Origin of the sequence: Pseudoalteromonas sp. CnMc7-15 (genome assembly GCF_022347925.1) — a bacterium.
Taxonomy (GTDB): domain Bacteria; phylum Pseudomonadota; class Gammaproteobacteria; order Enterobacterales; family Alteromonadaceae; genus Pseudoalteromonas; species Pseudoalteromonas ruthenica.
In genome coordinates, this window is the sequence record NZ_JAKRFT010000002.1 from 635,579 (window position 1) to 659,071 (window position 23,493).

Genomic DNA, 23,493 nt, shown 5'->3' on the forward strand with positions numbered 1-23,493 from the left:
TGGCAGTAGGGAGTTATATTGGTTCTTTAAAGTAATTAAGCCCTAGCTTATTGCGATTCTTGGGTTGGTAAGTAGATAATTGGACAGGCATAAGAGTAATTAAAATTTTAATCTGCTTTCGGTAATAATGAGCGAAAGTCTATAAATCCATTTAACTATTCTATTTTTTCATACACTGGGGTAAATCACCAATGGAGATAGGTAGCCCAGCAATACAATTAAACTTTCCCTTTGCGGAGTCGAACGCAAAGGAGAGCCCATCATCTACCCATTCAAAGTCTTCAAACCAACTCCCCCCTGACCTATCGTGATTGATATTTACAACCTCGTTGCTTGGTACGCTAACTGAGCACACCTTATTGCTACTTGTTAAACCAGCGTGGAGGCCGCCTTCATAGTTTTCAATGATAAAACAGGGTTCGTACTCTGAGTTAAAACTAATTACCCTAAAAGTTCCCTTTCCTTGCACCCAATGAGTTGAAACAAAGTTAATACTTTTTGGGATAACGCCTGACTCTTCAGCACACAATGAAAACGAAAAAGGAATAATTAACAATAAAAATCTCACACCACCTCCACTTAAAAAAGCACCTTTAAATATGCATTAAACTAAATTTAAAATAACCGCCCTTAACAACCAAATCCATCTTAAACCTTACCAACATTCATATTTATCGATGGTTTTAAGCATTGTTTGCCTTATACATTAATATATTGGAAACTATGAAAAAGACATGTGTTGCGCGAACGGGATCCAGCCATTAGGCTGCCGCTGCCCCCAATTACAAGGAAGGTATCAATGTTAGAACAGATAACCCAATGGATAGAGCATACCAACAATGAGTTTACACCGCAGAGGCAGAGTTGTTATCAGTTAATGGATAACTTTGCTGATTTTTATCCTACGGCCTTTCTACATAACGCCTATTTTGTTGTCGTTGATACACTTCCTAAGCCCGACTTCCCAGAGCTTCGCCAACTTGGCCTTGGCACTTTTATCGATATGGATGCCGCTGGTATCACTTATAACAACACCTATTACTTGCAGCCTCATGTGGCAACAAACCTCCGTGTTCACTTTCATGAGTTAGTGCATGTTGCCCAATGGCAGCACCTTGGTATGGCGCAATTTATTGCCCGCTATATGCAGGAAATTCAAAGTGTCGGGTATATGGATACGCCATTAGAAAAAATGGCCTACGCCTTAGATAATCACTTTAGCCTAGATGGTGCCCCTTTCGATGTGCCGCGTTATGTAGCGCAGCATTTGCAGTGCGACAACGCAGAGCACACATCGGTAAGTGAAACGCTAGCTTTTTAATAGCACCTCAAAGCTCGTAAATACAATGGGCATAGAGGGAGTAAACACCTTATCACTGCCTGCGAGTACCCGCTGGTAGTAGTCTTGGTGTTCGCGGCGCCAATACGCCAACGAACCATCACCTTCGCCTTCTAAAGCAGCGTGAGCCTCAGTTACGGCGGAAAAGCTAAGCACCTCCACCGCACATATGCGGATCACGCACTGTGCGTGCCCCTGCCAATTGGTGACAATATGAATATCTCCAACTTGCGGTAGCGGCTCTGCGGCAGCTTCTAACTCCCACAAACTCGGAGCTGTGGCTTGTTTTCTTCCTTGTAATACCCACCGCGCGCAGGCATTGGCGTCGTGTTCATTATCGCAGAAATGCCAAACACCTTGCAGCCGAGCCTGCGCTCGGGGCTCACCCACAAGCGTATCCAGGTAGCGCAGCCATAGTTCTGTGACCGATGAGTGGGCGTGCTCAGCAACTTCAGTATTCGCTCTTTCGCTCATCACAGCTCACTAGGTTAGCGTGCCCACAACCCGCACCTCTGTAAGAATGGAATTGGCAATAAAACATTGGCTATGGGCCTTTTCATGTAGGGCATCTAGCTGCTGCTGTGAAGGTGTCGTGTGGTCGGCAAATTTAACCTCTGGAAACAGGGTTATTTCCGTCATTGCCAATTTACCGGCTTGGTTTTTTGCTATCACGCCTTGGGCATGATCATGATAAGCACTGATCTCCAACCCTGCTTTGCTCGCTAAGGCTAAAAACCACAGCATATGGCAGCTGGATACCGAAGCAACGAAGGCCTCTTCGGGGTCCACGTATTCACTGACCGAGTAGGGTATGGGCACCACTTGCGGTGACGACGAGGCCATAACCTCAATTCCGCCATCAAATTGCCAACGATGGCCTCGGCTATACGTGTTATCTAAAAAGCTCTCACCCTGAGGGAGAGACCATATCACCTTAGCTGTGTATTTTGACATGACTGCCCCTATTACTAATTATGTTCGCCAGTACGTTTAATAACTCGTGTTTTCGCTAACATATCATGCAAGCCTTGGTTCTTTTTTGAAATAAACAGGGGCAGTAGTAGCACTATATTAAACGAAACTAACATACAAAAGAGTATCGACCTCAAAAACAACTGCCATATCGAGGCCTTTTTCTCGCTAAGCTCGTCAACAATAACCAGCTTAAATATGCGCTTACCAAGGTTAATGTTGAGCGCCCAATAGACAAAAAAGCCAACTGGTACACAAACAAACATCACCAGTTCGACAGCCGGCGGCTCTTTTATAGTGTTGGTAAACAACAAGAGCTCGAGCAGGCCAACAAGGGCTGCTACTACGAACGCTGCATCAATAAAAAATGCCGGTATTCTCAGTGCGGCGGTTTTATTGTCTTTCATTATCACTTTCCTTAGTGTGTCATTATTATTTTGTCCGTACCCGCTTTATCAGGGTTTGTATATGCTCCACTACCCACTGCGGCTGCTCATGGTGTATAAAGTGGTAACTTTTATCGGTCAGTATCGCCTCTCCTTGTGGGAAGGCTTGGGCCCACTGGCTATGCAGGTCGCCCCACATAGCTCGGCCTTGATCAGTAAATAAAAGCAGTGAAGGCTCTTCATAGGTTTTCACCGAAGCAATAACGGTTACTGGAATATCGGGTATGTCTGGGTAGTCTGGCAATGGCCGCTTGGACCAAAAATCTAAATACTGATTAGACATGCCATTTTTCATATCATCGCGCTTAACTTGCGCGATTTGCCGCTCAGCGGTGGCCAAGTCAATTTGCCGCATAATATCAACGTCATGCTCGGAGGCCGGGTCAATAAGCATCAGTGCCGCTATTTTATCGGGGTAACGCGCAGCGAAGGTGCGCGCGATGTACGCACCATAGGAGTGCGCGATATAAACCACCGGCTCAGTGATAGCTAATGCTTGCAGCAAAGCCAGCGCTTCTTGAGCATACTGCTCTGAGCTATAGTGTTTTTTTACCGCACTGGAGCCGCCATTACCGACGCGAGAGTAGCGGATCACTCGGGCATGCTCGGCTAACGCGTAAAAGATAGGTTGCCAATCATCCAACCCGGCAGAGCCGCCAGCTTCAAGTAGCAAGGTAACATCGCCGCTCCCTGCGATTTCATATTCAACGTCATATGCGCCAATTTTCACTGTGGGGTAGTCGCGCGAACCGGCATAAAGTTGAGCGCTGGTGCAAATAAGTAGTAAGCCCAGCAAGCAGTGAGTGAATCGTTTCATTGTTTCTTCCTTGAGCAGATGGCTTGTTAATCCTGCGCTTCCATGGTTAATAACAGCTCTTTAATATCGTCTTTAGCGCCGCTGATGTGGCGATATAAAAACGCACAGGCATCGTCTACGCGTTGCTCGCGGCACAGTTTAAGTAACTCACGATGCTCTTCCGGTGCAGTATCTAACCCCCCGGCAAGAAGAATATGCATGCGCACGTAACGCTCTGAATTTTTGCTAAATTGCTCAACTAATTCACGGGTTTGCGGGCGCTGCGCACGGCTATATAATTTGGCGTGAAATGCGCTGTTAAGGTGCCCAGTTGCGGCTTGCGTATCCCCTGCTGCCATCGCCGCTTCTAAATCTTGCAATAGCACCTCGGCTTCGCTGAAATCAGCATCGGTGAGCTTAGTTAAAGAATGACGCAGTAGCTCGGCTTCTAACAGTGCCCGTAAGTCAAAAATTTCATCCACCTGAGATGCACTCACCTCGGTTACCGTTGCTCCTTTATGGGCCTCAAAGTTCACTAACCCTTCAGATTCAAGCTGCAGTAGAGCCTCTCGCACGGGAATACGGCTAACATTGAGCTCTTGTGCCAACGCCGCTTGGCGCAGTGGCGCACCTGATTTTAGCTCGCCAAGTAAGATTTTTTCGCGAATTGCTTCAGCAACTAGTTGGGTACGGGTTTTATGCTCAATTGCCATATAAGAGTGTTGGTAGGTGGTCCATGGAATACAGTATACCACCCTGTATTTATCTTGCGAGTGCTATCTATGTACCTGTTTTACAATTAGAAAAATGCGGACAACAGAGGGAGTGTTGGCCGCATTGGGGGGACACTTAAAACGAAAACGTTATCGGCTCAGCGCTGCACACACAGTGGCCGCAAGAACCGCCGCATCGCCTCTAAACCGACCGAGGTCGAGCGCACATCGGTGGCAGCCGGGTATGGGCCGCCATGATTCATTGATTGGCACACCTCTACACCGGTAGGCATTTGCCCATAAATCAACCGCCCTACCTTATAACTTAAGCGTTCAATAAGCGGCTGATGCTGGGTTTGTTCACCATAGATTGAAGCGGTTAGCTGCCCTTTTAAGGCATCAATAACGCGCAATAGCTGCTGCTCATCATCGTAACGAACAATAAGGGCTGCCGGTCCGAACACCTCTTGATGCAGCATCGGCGTATTGATAAAATCCTCAGCGCTGCAAGTAAACACCTGTACTTGCGCGTGGAATGGCGCACTTTTATGCCCTTGTGCCAACACTTGTACACCGTTGCATTGGGCTAACGCTTTGGTATCACGCTCATAGGCGTCAATAATACTTGGGCTAAGCAGGGTATCCGATGGCGCATCGCCTATGTGCTCGCGTACTGCCGCAATAAGCTCATCGCTGCCGTGTGTTGGCACTAACCATAGCCCTGGGCTGGTACAGAACTGGCCATGACCCATCAGCAATGAAGCACACAGCTGTTGCCCTAAAGTACGCGCACTTGCCAGCGCCTGGGGTAAAATAATCTGTGGATTGATAGCGCCAAGCTCACCATAGAAAGGGATCACCTCTTCACGGCTATGTATGGTACTCATTAACGCCTTGGCCACGGTTAAAGAGCCAGTGAAACCCACCGCCTTAATTTGCTTAGCACTGACGAGTTGGTGAGCAATGCTATGATCGGTACCCTGTAACATGGCAAAGGTTCCCTCAGGCATCTGACAGCGGCTTATTGCTTTAGCAATGGCTCGGGTCATCAACTCGCTGGTTCCCGGGTGTGCTGGGTGACTTTTGACTATCACCGGGCAGCCGGCGGCTAACGCCGCTGCGGTGTCTCCCCCGAGAGTTGAAAATGCATAAGGAAAGTTAGAGGCGCCAAAAACCGCCACTGGCCCCAGGGGTAAAAAACGCAAGGTGGTGTCAGGCTTAGGCAACGGGGTGCGATTTGGCTCGCCAGCATCGTGATAGTGCAAGTGCAAAGGCGCCAGATTGTCGGCTAAGGCATCAGCAAATGCGCGTAGTTGATTCATCGTCCGCCCACGCTCACCTTGTAACCGGGCCAAGGGCAAATTGGTTTCTAGATGAGTGGTATTGAGTAACTCATCGCCGAGCGCTTCAATTTCATCGGCAATAGCGTGCAAAAACTCACTGCGCTGCTGATACGAGGTGCTCCGATAGGCGATAAAAGCGCGCTCAGCGCTCGCGCAGGCACTCTCTACATCCTGCAAAGAGGCATTGTAAAAGGGTGTGGCCATGTCCTCATTGCGCGCCGGGCAAAAGGCATGAAATACCTGCTGTTGCTCACTTTGCCACTGGCCAGCGATAAAGCTAAGGCCACTCAGGCCTGCTGCATAGTTCTCCATCTTGGTCTCCTTATAACACTTGAAAGCCGAAGCCGTAGGGGTCGTCGTCATCAACCACAATGCAGTTGTGACCGGTGACGCGAGCCCAGCCCTCGATACTAGGAATAATGGCGGTGCGCCCTGCGATTTCGGTCACCGCCTCGATGCAGCCAATAAATTGGCTGCCGATGTAGCTTTCATGAACAAAGGCTTGCCCGATAGGCAAGCGCCCCTGCGCATATAACTGTGCCATGCGCGCGCTGGTCCCGGTGCCACAGGGCGAACGATCGATGGCCTTGTCGCCATAAAACACTGCATTAGCGGCATCGGAGCTGGTGTGTTTGGGCTGTCCGGTCCACAGCACGTGAGATGCCCCGCGCATGGTGGGGTCTTGCGGGTGGATGCACTCGACTTGGGCGTTGACAATATCGCGGATCAACGGGCTGTAGCGCAGTAAAAACGAAGCATTGCAATGCTCTATACCAGCAAAATTGGCTTGCGGCTCAACAATGATGTAAAAGTTGCCACCAAAACTAATATCTACGCTTAGCGCCCCCAGCTCAGGCACCTCAATAGTAAGTTGTTCAAAGGCCAAAAAGGCAGGCACGTTGTATAGCTTGATTGCTTCGACCTTGTCGCCACTACGACGCACATGAGCATCTACGCGCCCGGCCGGCGTATCTAAGCGCACCCGATGTGGGTCTTGCGGTGTCAGCAGGCCATTTTCCAATGCAAATGTCAGGGCGCCTATGGTGCCGTGGCCGCACATAGGTAAGCAGCCCGAAGTTTCAATAAATAAAATCCCGGCATCGCCATCTGCTGTGGTCGGCGGATACAAAAAGGCCCCTGACATCATGTCATGCCCGCGCGGCTCGAACATCAGCGCTTGACGGATCCAGTCGTAATGCTGCAAAAAGTGTTGTCGTTTCGCACTCATACTCTGGCCGCGCAGCGGTGGGTGGGCGCTTGTTACCAAGCGCACCGGGTTACCACAGGTATGGCCGTCAATACAGAAAAAGGTCCCCCGGTTCATAGGCTAGTCCAGGTTGTACTTGCTTAAGTCGATACGATTGGCAATGGCCGTGTTATAAAGGCGCTCCACTTCAGCTTTTTGCTCTGTGGTTAGTGGCAAGCGCGGTGCGCGCGTGCGCTCACTGCCTCGTCCAGCCAGTTGCTCAGCGTATTTAATGCATTGCACTAAGGTGGGGATGGTGTCTAAACGCAGCAGTGGCAAGAACCACTGCCAAAGCTCCCGCGCCTCCTCATAACGCCCCTGTTGAGCCAATTGGTAAATGGCCACAGACTCACGAGGAAAGACATTGGTAAGCCCCGATATCCACCCGGTGGCGCCGAGCATTAAGGACTCAAGAGCAATGTCATCAACACCACCAAACACCACAAAACGCTCACCAAACGCACTAAGCAACTCGGTGATACGGCGTGTATCTTCGGTCGCCTCTTTCACCGAAACGATGTTTGGCTCAAGCGCTAAGGTGTGCATGCCGGCAATAGACACATCGACGCCATAGGTCACCGGGTTGTTGTAAATCATAATAGGTAACTGGGTCGACCTAGCAATGCGCTGATAGTGATCAATGGCCTCGCGCTCAGTGCTGCGGTACACCATGCCCGGCAATACCATTAACCCATCCACTCCTGCAGCTTGCGCATCGGCGACAAATTCAATAGCAAATTGCGTGGTTGTTTCAGCCACCCCGGTTAATAGCGGCACACGTGTACCAACCACCTCTTTTGCCATTGCCAACACTTGGCGCTTTTCTTCACTGCGCAGCGAGCAGTTCTCACCGACGGTGCCAAGCACAATAATGCCATGCACCCCCTCATTAATAAGGTTATCAATCATCGCTGCGGTGGCTTTAAAGTTGATGCTGTCGTCATCATGAAATTGCGTGGTGACTGCCGGATAAACACCCTGCCAATTTACGTTCATATTAGTTCCTCTGTTGTCGTTATGCTTGCCATCATAGATATATTGTATACAATATTCAACATACAAAATTAACAAAGCCAGCTAAACGAGCGCACTCATAAACGTAATAGCATGAGTTATAAGCAGTTTAATTTTATAAAAAGAAATATCTAAGAGGTGAAAACGAGGAATGCAAAGTCAGGCTCAACATCATGCTGCTAACAACCGCGTTGCGGTGCTCGGTGCCGGCGTTATTGGCTTGAGCTGTGCATATCAATTGCACCGCCAAGGCTATCAAGTCACCTTGTATGACCCTGAGCCGCCGGGCAGCCAATGCTCTTTTGGCAATGCCGGCCACTTTGCCACCGAACAAGTGTTCCCCATGGCCTGCTCTTCATTACTCCCTAAGCTGCCTAAAATGCTGATCAGCCAGCGCTCTGCCCTGCGTATTGCGCCCACATACCTACCCCAGCTACTACCATGGCTTGCTCGCTTTGGGGCCAATATGATGCCGCATCGTTATCGTCGCCACACTGAAGTCTTGAGCACCTTAAACAGCCATGCCCTTGGCGCGTGGCAGCGCTTACTCGCAAATGATTACCACCAGTACGTACAACACCAAGGTTCGCTGTTAACCTTCGAGAGCACGACAACAAATAAAATTAAAGCCGTGGCTGCGCAGTACTCGCACCAAGGCGTGGACGTTTCGATACTCAAGCGCGCTCAGGTAAAAGAGCTAGAGCCTGCTTTAACTGCCCATATCGACGGCGCGCTTTATTTTGAAGCCGTGGGTCACAGCACCGACCCTGGCGCATTAAGCCAATACTTATTCAGCCAGTTTTGTGCTTTAGGCGGGCACTACCGCGCCGAGAAAGTCACTTCCTTGACCTGTGCGCATTCACATTGTCGGGTGAGTAGCGCACACAGCCGCGAGCTTTATCGCAAAGCGGTTGTTTGTACCGGCGCATGGAGTAAAGTACTGTGTCAGCAATTAGGCTATGCCCTGCCGCTGGAGGCGGAGCGCGGCTATCATTATCAGTTATCCGAACACCTCGGGCTCAAACGCCCGGTGGCCAGCTTTGAGCGACAGTTTATTATGACGCCCATGAGTGCAGGCCTGCGACTGGCCGGCACGGTTGAATTTGCCGGTTTGCAAGCGCCTGCAAATATGGCGCGCGCTCACGCTCTATTGGCTCATGCGCGGGAGTTGCTGCCGCAACTAGGCACTGAGTTTGACGAGCAGGCCTGTTGGCAAGGGGCGCGACCCTCTTTGCCAGATTCATTACCGGTCATTGGCGCAGCCCCCAGGCATCCAAGTCTATTGCTGGCGCTGGGCCATCAACATTTGGGGTTAACCCAAGCAGCCATCACCAGTGAGTTGATTGCTGCACTCATTAATCAACAACCCACCGCGATGAATATCGATGCCTTGAGCATCGCGCGGTTTCAAGGTAACAGGAGCAAAGCGTTATGAAAGGCATTGGCTATCAAAACCAACAACAAGCCTTAGCACAATTGAGCGATATGACCGGCGATATCAGCGCCATTGAAGAGCACGAATATCGCCAACGCATCGCCAAAGCCCAGGCTTTTATGCAGGAAAATGGCATTGATGCCCTTTATTTAAATGCTGGTACCAACATGACCTATTTCACGGGACTAAAGTGGTATGCCAGTGAGCGCTTGGTGGGCGCGTTACTGCCTGCCCAAGGCGAGCTGGCCTTCGTGGCGCCTTTTTTTGAAATAGGCTCGTTGCGAGATTACCAGGTGATTGATGCCGATATTCATGGTTGGCAAGAAGAGCAAAACCCTTATGCATTAATTGCCGAGGTGCTAAAAGGCATGGGTTGTGGCGACGATGCGGTGCTGGGCATTGACGAAAGCGCGCAATTTTTCATCGCCGACGGTATCACTAAAGCGGCGCCACAATTAACGCTGGTCAATGCTGACGAAGTCACAGCCCATTGTCGCATGCACAAATCCACTCACGAGCTTGCCCTTATTCAGCGGGCAATGGACATGACCTTAGAAGTGCACAAAGCCACGGCGTCGATGTTACATGAGGGGATCACCACAACTGAGGTCGAGGCATTTATTAATGCAGCGCATAAAAAAGTCGGTGCCAGCGGCAACTACTTTTGCATAGTGCTCTTTGGCCAAGCCACCAGCTTCCCCCACGGAGTGAAAGACCCACAAACACTGAAACAAGGGGATATGGTGCTAATTGATACCGGTTGCCAATTACACGGTTATCTCAGCGATATCACTCGCACCTATGTGTTTGGTGAAGCAAGCGCTCGACAACAACAGTTTTGGCAGTATGAGAAAAACGCCCAGTTAAAAGCGTTTGCTGCCGCCCAAGTAGGCAACACCTGTGGCGATGTAGATAAAGCCGCGCGCGATTATCTCAGCGCCCAAAGTCTGGGGCCAGACTACCAATTACCTGGTTGCCCCCACCGTACAGGGCACGGCATTGGTTTAGATATCCACGAATGGCCTTATTTAGTCAAAGACAACCCTCAGGTGTTAGCAGAACATATGTGTTTTTCTAATGAGCCAATGCTGGTGGTTCCCGGCGACTTTGGTATCCGTTTGGAAGATCACTTTTACACCACGGCTGAGGGGCCAAAGTGGTTTACTGAGCCGGCACACAGCATTGATAACCCATTTGGGTTGTAACAAAGAGGTCGCAGCCGATGTCAAATTGAACTCAGCTGCGACCATAACCCCCTCAATCATTGTGGCTTTTGTTCGACAATAATCGCCACTACGGGGTGGGCACTGAGGTTTGTGACGCGATGGCGCCAAGACGGATGCCACATGACCTCACCATCGGCTACAGTGACCTCTTGCATCCCCTGCTCGGTTTCAATAGCAAGAGTTCCGCCACGCTGAAAATAAACCGTTTCACTGTGATGGCTGTGCCACTTATCTCGTTCATTGGCGGCCAGCGTCATTTTCAAGGTCAATACTTGGTCATTCTCAAACAGCACTTGATACTGCGCTGGCGCAGCGTTCTGCGCTGGTATCGCCGCCTTAGCTACTCCTTGCAGGCTTGCCAACAGTGTCATCATGGCAATAACTAACTGAGTATTCATTTAGCCCACCTCTTTACGCATGCCCCGAATGGGGTAGTAATTGTTAACATCACGTATCCATTTGAGGCCACTAACCAAGGTATTGAGCTCGGGGCGTACAAAGGGGTTGTTAGAAATATCCACTACGTGCAAGCGCTGCTGAGCGTTGACCACAAAGAGTCCGGGCTCAGCAAAGGGGTGATCTGTTTCCTCTGGCGAGCGAGGATCCGAGACATACAACCCCAAAGCCCGCATCTGAGCAAGGCTTAAGTTATAGGCAATGGGGAAAGTCACAGTCAACTCCTCAAGGTGCTTTTCAAGTTGTTCTTTGCTATCAGCAGAGACAGCAATAACATCAACCCCCAGACTATGTAGTTGCTCAGTCACGGCCGATAACTGGGTAAGATACTTGCTACACATGGGACAATGTCGGCCCCGATAAACCACCAGCAACTGCCAGTCATAAGGTGATCGGGTATGCCCTAATTGCACTTCAGCGCCCGCCAACGTCGGCACTTTAATAACTGGAAACTCGCTGCCAGCGTGTAACTTTTGCGTATATTCGTTCATGGCGAGCTCCTTAAAAATGTGCTTCTAGGTGATCTTGAAAGCGCGCAAAATCGGCCTCAGGCTGAGCATTTTTCATCACGTCAAAAGCGCTAAATGTCGGCATTGGCGTCATATCAAAGAACTTAAAGTTCATATGCATGGGCATTAATAAATCGTCGATGCTATGACCGTCAAAAAACTCTTCAGGGTCATTAAAGGCTTGTTGCGGCGCATTGGCCGTCACCGACAACATATAACGAGTACCGCCTAAGGTACCGCCACGGCCGTAGTTTTTTTGCGGTGCATCGGCGCTGCGTCCATCGCCATTACACAGTGCTCCGCCCATACCAGCGGTATACACTTCATCCATATACTTTTTGAATGACCAGGGGACCCCCATCCAATTCAAGGGCATTTGCACTAACACGATATCGGCCCATTGGTGCTGTGCCAGCGCAGCTTCCACATCAAACCCCTCTGAGGGTTTGCTTATTTGGATGTTGTAACCTTTGTTTGCTAAAAGTGTTTGTGCTTTATCAACAAAGCTTTGGTTGAGATTTCCCGGCGAAAACGGGTAGTGATGGTGTGCATTAATGATCAGTACGTTACTCATATGCAAGTCTCCTAAGTGAATGTTTAACTTTAAAACCACGTGGTTTATAATAGTGACCTACAAACCAAAAACAATTAGTATACTTTTAGTAACCTAATAAAAAGACGAGGGTCTATCATGCAAAGTTCTGTAAAAACAGATAGTAAGGGCAGAAAAAAAGTGTTGAACGCGTGCACCGAGCCTTGCGCTATTGAAAAAGGGATGCGCCTTATCGGCGGAAAGTGGACAGGTTCAGTGATCTATCACTTAAAAGATGAGCCAGTGCGTTTTAATGACTTAGTACGCATGCTAGGCGGAGCCAGTAAAAAGATGATTGATCAGCGCCTTAAAGAGTTAGAAGCCAACAACATGGTTATACGCAAAGTGATCAGCACGCGTCCTGTGGCAGTAACTTATGAGCTTAGCGAGTTTGGCAAGTCAGCCTTGGGTATACTTGAAGAACTCAGGCAGTGGTCGGAGTCGAATAACCTGCCAAGCTAAACGTTATCGTCTTGCTTTTTCAGCCAAGCTCTCGCCTCATTAATATCGGTAAAAAAGGCCACTTTTTGGGTCGCTAATGCGGGCGTGCGCTGCATCAAAATATGCCTATTCATGGTGCTTTGAATGACAAAGGCTTTGGCTATCAGTGCTTGCGAGTTCAACCAGTCATTATAATTATCGAGGGTTTGATAAGCTTCTGGTGTGCCTCCTTCGAACTCCGTGTTATCAATTAACATTGAGAACTTCGCACCGTCAAAACCCGCAACAAGCGCTTTTACTTTACGTGCATATTCTTGTACGCCGAGCGCGTTAAAGCTGCCAATAAAGCGCGCCTCTATTACCCCATCCTGGGCGCTAACTTGCGATGTACCATGGGACAAACTTGTCATTATTATATTATTTGCCAATGAAACCTGAGCAATTATTAACACTCTTTTCATAGATAAACAATGACTCAGATCACTGCTCCAACCATTGCCTTCGATAACCACTGACCTTTGTAGCCTGTACAGGCGAGCGGCACTACTTCAGGGTATATAAATATAGATTGAACCTTTAAGCTCAGTGATAAGGCTACTTGTGTTATTGCTGCTTTACCGAGCTATGAAAGCAAATAAGTGCGACTGCCGTGAGCGCAGCTATCCCGGCGAACAGCCCCCACATTAGTTCTGGACGCCCGAGCACTAAGGTAAGCTGCGAGTAACTCCACCCAGATAAAAACCCGGCAAACAAAAAGCCCAGAGCCATGGAAACAAAGTAGTAACCCATGTAGAGCGCCGCTTGCTGCTTTGGGGCAATGCTGGCTACGTATTCTTGGCTTTTTGGTGAAGTGAGCATCTCTGCCAAGGCGATAAGCAAAATAACGCAAACCACAGCCCAACCACTGGCATGCATATCCATCGTTATGAGGTAGCAAAACGCGGTGGCCATCACCACTAATCCTGCGCTTAATACATAAAATGTTTTAAAGCGCTGACACAGTGCGCTTACCGCGATTTGCAGCAACACGATGGCGGCAAAATCTAAATTAATAAGGTACTCTGGATTGACTTGCCGATACGCCGAAAGCGCATCGACCATGGCCGTAAGTTGCACCGTACTCAGTTGCGCTTGTTGCTGAGCCAACAGTGACAAACGCTCCACCAGCACCGCCAGCTCTGCGTTGGGAACATTGACTTTGTAATGCACCCACTGCAACCGTAACGCCTCTAAATCGATGTTGCTTGGGCCTTGTTGCAGCTGCAAAAACAATGCATTAACGGCTTGTGCTAAGGCATCTTGGTCGACATGGGCAAAAAAGTTCACCGCCGAATCACCAAATACTGCCAGTAGCGCCAGCACATCGCCGGTATCAACGTAGTCGCGAATATACAAAGGCAAGGTATAAAAAAGCTGGTTATAGACGGTCCAAAATCCCGTCAGAATCAACAAGTACAAGGCAAAACGCGGGTTACTAATACGGATAGGTTGTCGCCACCAAGTCTTGGCGCTCATTGTTGCAACGGGTAGCCTATCCCAGAGCAAATTGGCCCCAACCCACAGAGCAATCAAGAGAAATGCACTGCCATAGCTGAGCCATTGTACACCGGCGCTCATCAGCACGATTACACTCAGGGCAATAAGCAGAGCAAACCGGGCATTGCCCAGGACCTGCTGCGCCTGCTTCAATATCAAACTGAGTGAGGCGTGTTGTTGACGCAAAGCAGGCGGATCACGGTAAAACAACAACACCGGAATAAAGTTCAGTACTATCCATGCTGCCGACATAAGAAAAACCGCATCCCAGCTAATCGCTCGCATGGCTCCAGCAACCATAGGGCCTATAAAACCGCCAATATTAACCATGGTATAAAAAACGCCAAAGCCCACGCCCCGGTTATGATCATTGGTGCTGTGGGAAATGGTACCAACCACCACAGGCTTAAAACAGGCCGCCCCCAATGCCACCAACGACAGCGCAGCAAAAAACGGCCAAAAGCTACGCGCCTCCCCTAACAGGTAGTACCCTGGTGCCATCAGCATAAATGACACGATAAACATCTTGCGATAGCCCACTCGATCGCCCAAGGCCCCTGTTAACACCGGCAATAAATACAAAAAGAAGGGAATAATGCCTTGAATAGCACCGCGTTGACTATCGCTAAAACCGACTCCTCCATGACTTTGTGGTGTAGTCATATACACCGATGAAACCGCGAAAAAGCCATACCAAGCGAGGCGTTCAAATACCTCCATTAAGTTAGCAATGTAGAATCGAGCACCGAAGCGCCAGTGTTTGGTTGCGGGTTGTTGAGCTTGCTGCGAAGTGGTCATAATGATGTCTTTTTATTATTGTATACAATATACATATCATACTTGTAGTGTGCTTCTCAACCACAACCAGCGCCCCTGACCAGCGAAGCAAATATCCAGCGACTAACACCCTGTCTTACTGACGCTTACAGGCATAAAAAAAACCGAGATAAACTCGGGCTTTTAGCATGGTTTCAGTTATTCGCTAGGGGTATTGAGCAGATACTTATCAAGCCACTGCTCTTGCTCCCATAAAACATGAAGCAGACTCTTACGGGCTCGGTAGCCGTGGGCCTCGTAAGGCAGCATTACCAAACGTGCATCCTTACCTAGGCCCTTCATCGCCGCATACATGCGTTCACTTTGCATTGGGAAGGTACCGCTGTTGGGATCTTCCTTGCCGTGGATCATCAACATCGGTTCGTTAATCTTATCGACATGGAAAAATGGCGACATGTTGGCGTACACGTCTTGCCCTTCCCAGAAGTTACGCTCTTCACCTTGGAAGCCGAATGGCGTTAAGGTGCGGTTATAAGCGCCACTGCGGGCAATTCCTGTTTTGAACAAGTCGCTATGGGCAAGCAAGTTAGCCACCATAAAGGCGCCATAAGAGTGCCCAGCGATAGCGATGTTGTCTTTATCGGCGACGCCTTTTTTTACCAGTACATCCACCGCTGCTTGGGCGCTGGCTACTAACTGTTTACGGAAGGTGTCGTTAGGCTCTTTGCCATCCACGCCGACAATGGGCATTTTCGGGTCATCAAACACGGCAATACCTTTAGCGAGATATGGCATTGGGCCCCAATAGCCGATATAGGTAAATTCATAGGGCGACTCCCGCACCTGAGAGGCCACGTCTTTATCTTTATACTCGAGTGGATAGGCCCACATCAGTACCGGAATGCTGCCCTGTGAAGGGTCATAACCTGGAGGTAGATACAGAGTACCCGAGAGCTCAACACCGTCATCGCGCTGATAACGCAGTTGCTCTTTTTGCACCCCTTTAAATGCCGGGTACGGGTGCGGGAACTCGGTCAGCTGAGTTAACGCATTATTGTCTAAATCACGAATAAATAAATTAGGCTGCTCGGTTTTTGACTCACGCACGGTGATAAAACGGCGCCCTTCATCATCAAGCATCCCCACCACGCGCTCATAATAAGGCGCTTCACTTTGCCACAACCGCTGGGTGCTGTTGGTTTTTACATCATAGCGGTCTAGAAACGGAATATTGCCCTTTTCTGAAGCGCCATTACCGCGTAAAAACACATAGCGGTCGCCGATGACTTTCATTACTCGAGCGCCGAGGTCGTTGGTGGTGTAAATCGGATTACCGGGATCTTTGTAGGCGTCGTTGTAACTGCGCTCTGAGAAGAGCACCGGTGAGCTGGATGCATCGTCAGGTTGAATAACCCAAGTACGTAACATGCGATCGCTAAAGCGCCATTCACTGAGAGTGGCCACCGTATCGTTACCCCAAGTAATACCAGCGAAACGACGCTCTACTTTGGCAAATAGCTTAGGCTTACGCTTAAACGGTGCACTCAAGCTATAAACGTAATCATGGTGCGGCACATCGGTTTTCATATCGCCGCCATCTTGAGCCTCAGCCCAGATCACCGTTGCCCCTTTATCAGCACGCCATTCAAAGTCACGAGGGCCGGTGCGCACACTGTCAAAGCCCTGGGGAATATTATCCGCCAGTGGCTGTTGCGCCAGCTGTTTACGCTCATAGCCACTCATGCCCCAGACAGACCAAGTCGCGGCGAAGCGATAATACGGCACCTGATAAGAAAACGGCTCATTCAATGCGCCAATCAGGAGATTGGTGCTATCGGGTGAAACACTAAAGCGACGAAATAACGCGGGTTTACCTACTTTTGTCGCCTTGCCATCGAGGCTAACGCGATACAGCTGCCCTTGCCCGTAAAACTTGAATAACGCTTCGTCATGAGGGCTGGTGAGCAAGTTTTGATAGGTACGGGCCGGTGCTTTTTCCCCTGTGGTTTGCTGGATCACCGGCACCACGGTACTGGCATCATCTTCAGGGGCTTGTTTATCGGCATTGATAGCATGGTTGATAACCACCCCGCTGGCATCGGGTAGCCACTGATAAGGCTTAGCTGCCACCACTGAGTTCAGGGCTAAATCTGAAAGCTGCTGCAGTGCCTGGTTTTCAATATCATAAAACCACAATGTGGCGCTATCTGGAGTTTCCCACACAAAACTAAGGTAGCGACTATCACTGGACCATTGCGGTGAGCGCATAATCCCCTCACCTAAACCGTCGACTTCAATGCTCTTGCTGCCATCCACTGCCTTAAAGCTTAACGCCGTGTATTTATTACGTACGCGAGAGCGAGAGAAGTTCTTTGGATTTAGTTTAATACCAGCGAGCTTGAGCTCCGGTTTAGCCAATGCTTGCAAGCTTTCAACTCGACGACGCTCAAGTAAGGCCACATATTGGCCATCAGGAGATAACATCGACCGGGGTGCAAGCTTCGCTTCTACGACTTGCGCCAGCTCTGGCGAGGGCATTTGATAGCCCGATTGTGCAGCTGCCTGTGAAGGGGCCGCATGAGTGTTGAGGCTTAGCGTACAAGCTAAGCCCAACACACTGGCAATAAAGCGTTTTTTCATTATTTTTCCTTTATTGTTATGGATTCCTGTTAATGTCTTAAAAGTATTCTAATGCCTAAGTGTTACTGAGCAACTTTTTGGGTCCAATGCCCGGTTACCAAGGTAATTGCTCTGCGCGATAGTTATAAAAACCGCCGCTTTGCGACATCTGCAACGAGTCGATGACTTGTTTTAGGCCACGGGCCGACTCACTGGCATCAATAAGCGCATGGGGTCCGCCCATTTGTGTACGCACCCAACCCGGGTGTAAGGACACCGTTTTAATGCCGTGTTCTCGCCAGTCGTTACTCAGGCTTTTCACCACTGAGTTCAACGCGGCTTTAGAGCTGCGGTAAATATAGCCACCGCCTTTAGTGTTCTCGGTGTGACTCCCGACTTTTGATGACAACGCAGCAAACACGCCGCTGTCGGCGCGCGCTAAATGCGGGAAAAAGGCTTGCGCAAGTTTAGCTGGTGCTAACACATTAATGTCCATGACCTGTTGCCAAGCAGCAAAGTCGAGATTAGCTAGGCTGTAGCCTTTAGGGCCATAGATGCCGGCGTTACTGATCAGCACATCAATCGCAAGGTCATGGTAGTGCTCTGCGAGCGCCGCGATTTGCTCATTATCGCCGATATCTAACGCCTCAATGCTGATGTTACTGTGCGCTTGCGCCAGTTGTTGTAAGGCCTGCGCCTGCTCTGGATGGCGGCAGGTAGCGATTATTTGCCACTGCTGCTGACAATACTCTTGTACTAGGGCTAAGCCAATGCCGCGATTGGCTCCGGTGATTAAAACCTGGGGCATAAATGTCTCCTTGCGCGTCTGTCATAAGTATAAGCCCAGCGTAACAAAGTCATCATCACAAGGCTGCTATTTAGGTCAATTTAAGCTAGTATGGCCCGTCATATTGCAGCTGTATTACGCCATGATAAAAAAGCATCCCAACGATAAAATCACCATATTTGATGTCGCCGAGCACGCAGGCGTATCAAAATCAACGGTCTCCTTAGTGCTCACCCACAGTGACAAGGTCAGTGATAAAAGTAAGGCAAAAGTCGAGCGCGCCATTGCCGAGTTGGGCTACGTATACAACCGCGATGCGGCGTCGTTGCGCTCAAGGCGTTCTCGTTTAGTGGCTTTGGTAATTAATGATTTAACCAATCCGTATTCGGCGCAGTTAGCGGTGGGCTTGGAGCAATATATTTATGATTTAGGGCTCGTTCCCATGTTGGTTAACACCGGCGAGAGTTTTGCTCGCCAGCAACAAGTGGTCAACACCCTAAAAGAGTACAATGTCGCCGCATTTATTATGTGCCCTGCGCCGGCAACGGATAAGCAATGGCAGAATGAGCTGATCCAAAGCGGCTTCCCAGTTATTAATATCATGCGCGAAATTAGCTTAAGCAGCGCGCCATGTATTTTGCCTGACAATCGCAAAGGCACATTTTTAGCCGCCGAACACCTCCTCAGCCAAGCGGTGCAGGAGCTAGCATTTATCGGCGGCAATAGTGATATTTCTGATTATCATGAGCGTCTCGCGGGGTTTGAACAAGCGCTCAGTGAGCACCCAAGTGCTGTACACAGCCACATCATTAACTCTGCGACGACACGCCAAGGCGGGCATCAAGCCTTTCAGAAACTGCGCCACCAAGCACCCTCGGTGCAAGCAGCGGTGTGCTTTTCCGATGTCATCGCCTACGGCTTTATTGAGGCCATGCGCGAGGTTGGCTTGATCCCAGGGAAAGACATTAAAGTGGTGGGCTTTGATGATTTGGATGATTCGGCGTTGATGACCCCAGCGCTGAGCTCAGTGCGCATTGACGCTGCAGAAATCGGGCGGCGCACCACGGCGGTATTAAAAGAAATCATGGCGGGTAATAAAGCCCCAGTACGCACCTTGATAGATGTTGAATTACAAGTACGGGAATCAAGCCTATGACCCAAGTGTTAGTGATTGGCTACGTGTGGCCAGAGCCGAATTCATCGGCGGCGGGCAGCCACATGATGTCGTTATTAAAGCTGTTTCGCAGCCAAGGGTGGCAGGTCGAGTTTGCCTCTCCTGCACAGCGCTCCGAACACATGCAAGATTTGACCGAATATGGTATCACCTGTCGCGATATCGCCCTTAATTGCAGTAGCTTTGATGCCTATATCAGCGAGTTACAGCCGGATATTGTTATGTTCGACCGGTTTATGATGGAAGAGCAATTTGGCTGGCGCGTGGATAAGTTTGCCCCCGAGGCACTGAAACTGCTCGATACCGAGGACTTGCAATGCCTGCGCGGCGCTCGCCATGAAGCGCACAAAGCGGGCCGTGAGTTTAGTCATAACGACCTACACAGTGATCTAGCCAAAAGAGAAATCGCCGCCATTTTGCGTTGCGATTTGAGCTTGATTATCTCCAGCTACGAAATGCAGCTGTTAGAGCAGGTATTCAAGGTTGATAACGCTTTAGTGCATCATTTGCCGTTTATGGTTGATACTGCCGCGCTGCATTCGCATTGGCCGAGTTTTGAGCAGCGCCAACACTTTATGACCATTGGTAATTTTCGCCACGCGCCAAATTGGGATGCGGTGCTGTATTTACAACAGATTTGGCCTCTTATTCGCAAACAGTTACCTAAGGCTGAGTTACATATCTACGGCTCATACCCACCGCCTAAGGCCACTGCATTACATAATCCGAAAACCGGCTTTATCATCAAGGGCTGGGCCGAAGATGCGCATCAGGCCATGAGCTCGGCACGGGTATGCCTTGCGCCGCTGCGCTTTGGTGCAGGCATCAAAGGTAAATTACTCGAAGCCATGATCACCCGTACGCCTTCGGTTACCACCGCCATTGGCGCTGAGGGCATGCATGGGGATTTGCCTTGGAATGGCGCCATTTGCAATGACGCGCAGCTGTTTGCCGATGCCGCAGTTAAGCTTTATCAACAACCCAGCGAATTTACTGCTGCACAACGTCATGGCGATGAGTTGCTGCAACGCTTTTATAACGGCGAAGCACTCGGTAAGCAACTGATCACGGCTCTTGAAGGGATACGCGCCGATTTAGCTGGCCATCGCCGCAATAACTTCACCGGGCAAATGCTCAAACACCACACCATGCGCAGCACCCAATATATGGCGCAGTGGATTGAAGCGAAAAATTCATTTAAACCTTGATAGAAATCAGTAGACAGTTAACCTTAGATCAATAAAATGCGCGAGCGCCTGCAATGCAAGGTGCTGTTTTATTTTAAAGATTTGAGGTCACTGCGTGGAAGACGCCCAATTTAAAGAAAAGCGTAAATTTATCGTTAAGCTCGGTAAAATGCTGCATAAGTATGGCACCCCAGCCTACCGCCTAGAAGCGCATTTGATGGAGGTGGCGACCTACTTGGAACTCAAATCCTCGTTTGTAATGTCGCCCACCTCGGTGACCTTTGTGATTTGGACAGAAGGCCATGAGAATGAATACACTCATGTTGCTCGCGTCGACCCCGGCGATCACGACCTTGGCTCCCTCGCCAATACCGATGAAGTGGTAAACTTGCTGCTTAATGGCGAGCTCAGCATTAGTGAGGCTGATCAGCGCCTTGACGACATAGCCGTGATGCCCGCGCCTTATAATAAACTCACCACCGCAGGTGCCTTTGCCATGACCGGCGGTGCCTTTGCTATGCTGATGGGCACAAGCTGGAACGATGTGCTGTGGTCAGCATTGCTGACCTTGGTGGTGTATCTGTTTGTGTTATGGTCCGGGCGCTCAAAGCGCGTGGCACACATGCTAGAGCCCTTAGTGGCGGTAATCTCGGCACTTATCGCCTGCGCCGTCAGTGTCTATTTCGACCCTTACATCAATATCCGCTTGGTGGTGCTCTCCAGCATTATTGTGTTTATTCCCGGTCTCGCCCTGGCGCTCGGGCTCGCCGAGTTGGCGGCACGGCATCTGGTATCGGGCACGGCACGGGTTATGGACTCTTTCATGCTGCTGTTTAAGCTGTATTTTGGTGCTTTTATCGGCATTGGCCTGGGCTTTGCGCTGTTTGGTCAGGCTGACTTTGTGGCCCCACAACCGCTGCCGAAATGGACCGCCTGGCTCGCAATTTTACTGTTATGCTTATCTTTGGTAGTTATTTTTCGCACCAAAACCAAACACGCACTGTGGTCTATAGCCTCAGGGTTTATTGCCTATGGTGCCAGCATTGGCTCCGCCGCCTACTTAGATTACACCCTCGGTACCTTTGTCGGCGCCCTAGCCGTAGGCATTTTTAGTAATCTGTTTAATCGCATTGCCAACGCCCCCGCTTCCATTGTGGCTATGCAAGGGCTAATCGTACTGGTGCCAGGATCAAAAACCTATATTGGCTTGAACTCCCTAATTGAAGGACAGGATTTCGTCTATGCCGATCACATCGGCCAACAAACCTTTTTGATTTTTATGTCGCTGGTCGCCGGACTTATCTTCGCTAATGTAGTCCTGCCACCGAAAAAGAGTCTGTAGCATCAGTGACTAAGTTAAAATAAAGCCCACCACTAACAACACAAGGAGTGTGAGGTGATAGTAAATATGGAAAGCTTAATAAACGTACTCTTTATAGTTTTTATGCCGCTGTTTTTATTAATGACGGCTCTATTCCACCGGGTCTCTGCCGCTCATATTAGCAAAGGCATGGAGTCTGAAGGAGTGCCGCCACCGAGCTGGGATAAAGGCGTGGGTGCTAGTGCTCCGTGCTATGCCATGGCCATTTTCTTTAAGCGCTGGCGTGGCCCAACATTTATGTTTGATGGTCGACTCGTTCCCAAATATGCTAGAACTGTAGATAAAGTGCTGGCATGTATCTATCTTTTTTCCACGTTGGGTTTAGGCACCGCGTTGATATTGGCTGCCTACTTCGACCCATACTAGTTATAGATACCTATGGCGACCATTACAAAGGGCTATAGAATTGCCGACACAGATTTAGGGGCCTTGAAAATCGAACTAATCCAAATAAAACTCTTTTTGCTCACCACTTCGTGACGCAGGATAATTTTCCTTTGCTATTTATATCAGCAATGTGAAATTACGCTTCCAAGAATTACCATTCATCTGTATTCAGGGTCTCTAAAAGAGAATTGAAATCAAAAACGGTGGTACCTATTTGCTTTTCTAATTCATCTCGAAAAGGTTTGCTTTGACTTTCATAGTGAGCCCTCACTTTTAAGAAGTTTGTAGATTCATATAAAAGCTCAGCGCTTGCTTTAGAATAATCTGAAACAGCCAGTCCTAGCTCGTTGCGCGTATAAGCTAATTGGCCAATAGCATACGCAAGCGACTCTCGAAGGCCATCTTCACAAAGGTTTTTATTTCGTATGTTTAAGTAGTAGAGTGCTTTTAAAAGATCTTCTCTGTTGACCTTAAACTTTTTAAATACGTTAGTTTCAAGTACCAAAGATGATGATTGAGCTTGCTGCTTGCACTTTGTAATCTTGGCAGATAAAAGTACAATTTTCGCTTTCACATCTTCGTCTAGCAATTTCAGTATTGCGTTATTATTGGCAAAGCTTTTCGTTGTCGCCACTAGTAAAAAAACGAGTAAAAGGGAGTAAATTTCACTCACCCTCATCTAAAACTCCTAATAAAATATGAGTGAATCAGGGTTATTGTGCACTTTTTAGTGCCCCCCTAAAATTCAGGATTTTCTCACTAAATCTTCTTATTAACTACGCCATCATTGACTTAGTATAAAGATTTCCATTTGCCTTACTGACTTGATATGCCGCCAGAAAACATTCTCAGTCAACATACCTTAGAACATACCGACTGTTGAAGAAGCTGACAATAGGCTTGCAGATTATACCCTTAGTGATAACTGACTTTTATTAACGCAATAAATTTTAACTCTTTGAATCGATAATTACTGTTCAATGACTCACTCTCTGTAAAATTATATTTAAAGTCGGTCTATCGTGATGGATATAAACAGTACGAAATGCAGGTTATGGAGAAAGCTACTGCATTTCTAGTAAGGCTAAATTTTCGATATTGGGTTTATTTATTTAGC

The 23,493-nt window shown here is 48.9% G+C and carries 25 protein-coding genes; 8 read left to right on the forward strand and 17 right to left on the reverse strand.

Annotated features, from left to right (window positions below):
- Positions 1-160: 160 nt before the first annotated feature.
- The gene (locus MHM95_RS06670) at positions 161-568 is read right to left on the reverse strand and encodes a hypothetical protein (protein ID WP_239384778.1); all 408 of its coding nucleotides are present in this window, start codon (positions 566-568) and stop codon (positions 161-163) included.
- Positions 569-799: 231 nt separating this feature from the next.
- On the opposite strand from MHM95_RS06670, the gene MHM95_RS06675 reads away from it, so the two are divergent.
- Positions 800-1,321 (forward strand): hypothetical protein, encoded by a 522-nt coding sequence (locus MHM95_RS06675; RefSeq protein ID WP_239384779.1) that lies wholly within the window; start codon positions 800-802, stop codon positions 1,319-1,321.
- On the opposite strand, the gene MHM95_RS06680 is transcribed toward MHM95_RS06675, so the two are convergent.
- From MHM95_RS06680 to MHM95_RS06715, 8 genes are all read right to left on the reverse strand, one after another.
- Positions 1,310-1,813 (reverse strand): ASCH domain-containing protein, encoded by a 504-nt coding sequence (locus tag MHM95_RS06680; protein WP_239384780.1) that lies wholly within the window; start codon positions 1,811-1,813, stop codon positions 1,310-1,312. The genes MHM95_RS06675 and MHM95_RS06680 overlap by 12 nt on opposite strands.
- A gap of 9 nt (positions 1,814-1,822) precedes the next feature.
- Entirely contained in the window at positions 1,823-2,293 is a 471-nt protein-coding gene (locus MHM95_RS06685; protein ID WP_239384781.1) for an OsmC family protein, read from the reverse strand.
- Between the two features lie 14 nt (positions 2,294-2,307).
- On the reverse strand, positions 2,308-2,718 hold the full coding sequence (locus tag MHM95_RS06690; protein WP_239384782.1) for an RDD family protein: 411 nt from the start codon (positions 2,716-2,718) through the stop codon (positions 2,308-2,310).
- A 25-nt stretch (positions 2,719-2,743) separates the two neighbouring features.
- Positions 2,744-3,574 (reverse strand): alpha/beta fold hydrolase, encoded by an 831-nt coding sequence (locus tag MHM95_RS06695; protein ID WP_239384783.1) that lies wholly within the window; start codon positions 3,572-3,574, stop codon positions 2,744-2,746.
- 26 nt (positions 3,575-3,600) lie between these two features.
- A complete protein-coding gene (locus MHM95_RS06700) occupies positions 3,601-4,266 on the reverse strand; it encodes a GntR family transcriptional regulator (RefSeq protein WP_138590036.1) in 666 nt (221 codons plus the stop codon).
- Between the two features lie 158 nt (positions 4,267-4,424).
- Positions 4,425-5,921, reverse strand: coding sequence for an aldehyde dehydrogenase (NADP(+)) (locus MHM95_RS06705; protein WP_239384784.1), 1,497 nt, complete (start codon positions 5,919-5,921; stop codon positions 4,425-4,427).
- 10 nt (positions 5,922-5,931) lie between these two features.
- Positions 5,932-6,933, reverse strand: coding sequence for a 4-hydroxyproline epimerase (locus MHM95_RS06710; protein ID WP_239384785.1), 1,002 nt, complete (start codon positions 6,931-6,933; stop codon positions 5,932-5,934).
- A gap of 3 nt (positions 6,934-6,936) precedes the next feature.
- Entirely contained in the window at positions 6,937-7,851 is a 915-nt protein-coding gene (locus MHM95_RS06715) for a dihydrodipicolinate synthase family protein (protein WP_138510524.1), read from the reverse strand.
- A gap of 169 nt (positions 7,852-8,020) precedes the next feature.
- On the opposite strand from MHM95_RS06715, the gene MHM95_RS06720 reads away from it, so the two are divergent.
- Both MHM95_RS06720 and MHM95_RS06725 read left to right on the forward strand, forming a co-directional pair.
- Complete coding sequence (locus tag MHM95_RS06720) at positions 8,021-9,304, forward strand: FAD-binding oxidoreductase (RefSeq protein ID WP_239384786.1); 1,284 nt, start codon at positions 8,021-8,023, stop codon at positions 9,302-9,304.
- Entirely contained in the window at positions 9,301-10,509 is a 1,209-nt protein-coding gene (locus tag MHM95_RS06725) for a Xaa-Pro peptidase family protein (protein ID WP_275441897.1), read from the forward strand. Before MHM95_RS06720 ends, MHM95_RS06725 begins: the two co-directional genes overlap by 4 nt.
- Before the next feature lie 56 nt (positions 10,510-10,565).
- Here MHM95_RS06725 and MHM95_RS06730 read toward each other — a convergent pair whose 3' ends face one another.
- Genes MHM95_RS06730 through MHM95_RS06740 form a run of 3 tightly spaced genes read right to left on the reverse strand, consistent with a single transcriptional unit; the run spans position 10,566 to position 12,069 of the window.
- On the reverse strand, positions 10,566-10,928 hold the full coding sequence (locus MHM95_RS06730) for a cupin domain-containing protein (protein WP_130145876.1): 363 nt from the start codon (positions 10,926-10,928) through the stop codon (positions 10,566-10,568).
- Positions 10,929-11,477: a redoxin domain-containing protein gene (locus tag MHM95_RS06735; RefSeq protein WP_239384787.1), complete on the reverse strand. Its 549-nt coding sequence runs from the start codon at positions 11,475-11,477 to the stop codon at positions 10,929-10,931.
- 10 nt (positions 11,478-11,487) lie between these two features.
- On the reverse strand, positions 11,488-12,069 hold the full coding sequence (locus MHM95_RS06740) for an NAD(P)H-dependent oxidoreductase (RefSeq protein ID WP_045978924.1): 582 nt from the start codon (positions 12,067-12,069) through the stop codon (positions 11,488-11,490).
- A gap of 117 nt (positions 12,070-12,186) precedes the next feature.
- On the opposite strand from MHM95_RS06740, the gene MHM95_RS06745 reads away from it, so the two are divergent.
- Positions 12,187-12,549, forward strand: a complete 363-nt coding sequence (locus MHM95_RS06745; protein ID WP_239384788.1) for a helix-turn-helix domain-containing protein — start codon at positions 12,187-12,189, stop codon at positions 12,547-12,549.
- Here MHM95_RS06745 and MHM95_RS06750 read toward each other — a convergent pair.
- From MHM95_RS06750 to MHM95_RS06765, 4 genes are all read right to left on the reverse strand, one after another.
- Positions 12,546-12,938 (reverse strand): STAS/SEC14 domain-containing protein, encoded by a 393-nt coding sequence (locus MHM95_RS06750; RefSeq protein ID WP_239384789.1) that lies wholly within the window; start codon positions 12,936-12,938, stop codon positions 12,546-12,548. The genes MHM95_RS06745 and MHM95_RS06750 overlap by 4 nt on opposite strands.
- Before the next feature lie 193 nt (positions 12,939-13,131).
- A complete protein-coding gene (locus MHM95_RS06755; protein WP_239384790.1) occupies positions 13,132-14,862 on the reverse strand; it encodes an MFS transporter in 1,731 nt (576 codons plus the stop codon).
- Between the two features lie 177 nt (positions 14,863-15,039).
- Positions 15,040-17,481 (reverse strand): prolyl oligopeptidase family serine peptidase, encoded by a 2,442-nt coding sequence (locus MHM95_RS06760; protein WP_239384791.1) that lies wholly within the window; start codon positions 17,479-17,481, stop codon positions 15,040-15,042.
- Positions 17,482-17,575: 94 nt separating this feature from the next.
- Positions 17,576-18,268, reverse strand: a complete 693-nt coding sequence (locus MHM95_RS06765) for an SDR family oxidoreductase (protein WP_130145886.1) — start codon at positions 18,266-18,268, stop codon at positions 17,576-17,578.
- 121 nt (positions 18,269-18,389) lie between these two features.
- Here MHM95_RS06765 and MHM95_RS06770 point away from each other — a divergent pair, with 121 nt between their 5' ends.
- From MHM95_RS06770 to MHM95_RS06785, 4 genes are all read left to right on the forward strand, one after another.
- The gene (locus MHM95_RS06770) at positions 18,390-19,403 is read left to right on the forward strand and encodes a LacI family DNA-binding transcriptional regulator (protein WP_239384792.1); all 1,014 of its coding nucleotides are present in this window, start codon (positions 18,390-18,392) and stop codon (positions 19,401-19,403) included.
- The gene (locus tag MHM95_RS06775; protein WP_239384793.1) at positions 19,400-20,629 is read left to right on the forward strand and encodes a glycosyltransferase; all 1,230 of its coding nucleotides are present in this window, start codon (positions 19,400-19,402) and stop codon (positions 20,627-20,629) included. The genes MHM95_RS06770 and MHM95_RS06775 overlap by 4 nt, the downstream gene beginning before the upstream one ends.
- 94 nt (positions 20,630-20,723) lie before the next feature.
- The gene (locus MHM95_RS06780) at positions 20,724-21,950 is read left to right on the forward strand and encodes a threonine/serine exporter family protein (RefSeq protein WP_239384794.1); all 1,227 of its coding nucleotides are present in this window, start codon (positions 20,724-20,726) and stop codon (positions 21,948-21,950) included.
- A 66-nt stretch (positions 21,951-22,016) separates the two neighbouring features.
- Positions 22,017-22,355, forward strand: coding sequence for a hypothetical protein (locus MHM95_RS06785; RefSeq protein WP_239384795.1), 339 nt, complete (start codon positions 22,017-22,019; stop codon positions 22,353-22,355).
- A 172-nt stretch (positions 22,356-22,527) separates the two neighbouring features.
- On the opposite strand, the gene MHM95_RS06790 is transcribed toward MHM95_RS06785, so the two are convergent.
- Positions 22,528-23,049 carry a hypothetical protein gene (locus MHM95_RS06790; RefSeq protein ID WP_151173968.1) on the reverse strand — a complete coding sequence of 174 codons (522 nt, stop codon included), beginning with the start codon at positions 23,047-23,049 and terminating at the stop codon, positions 22,528-22,530.
- Positions 23,050-23,493: the final 444 nt, after the last annotated feature.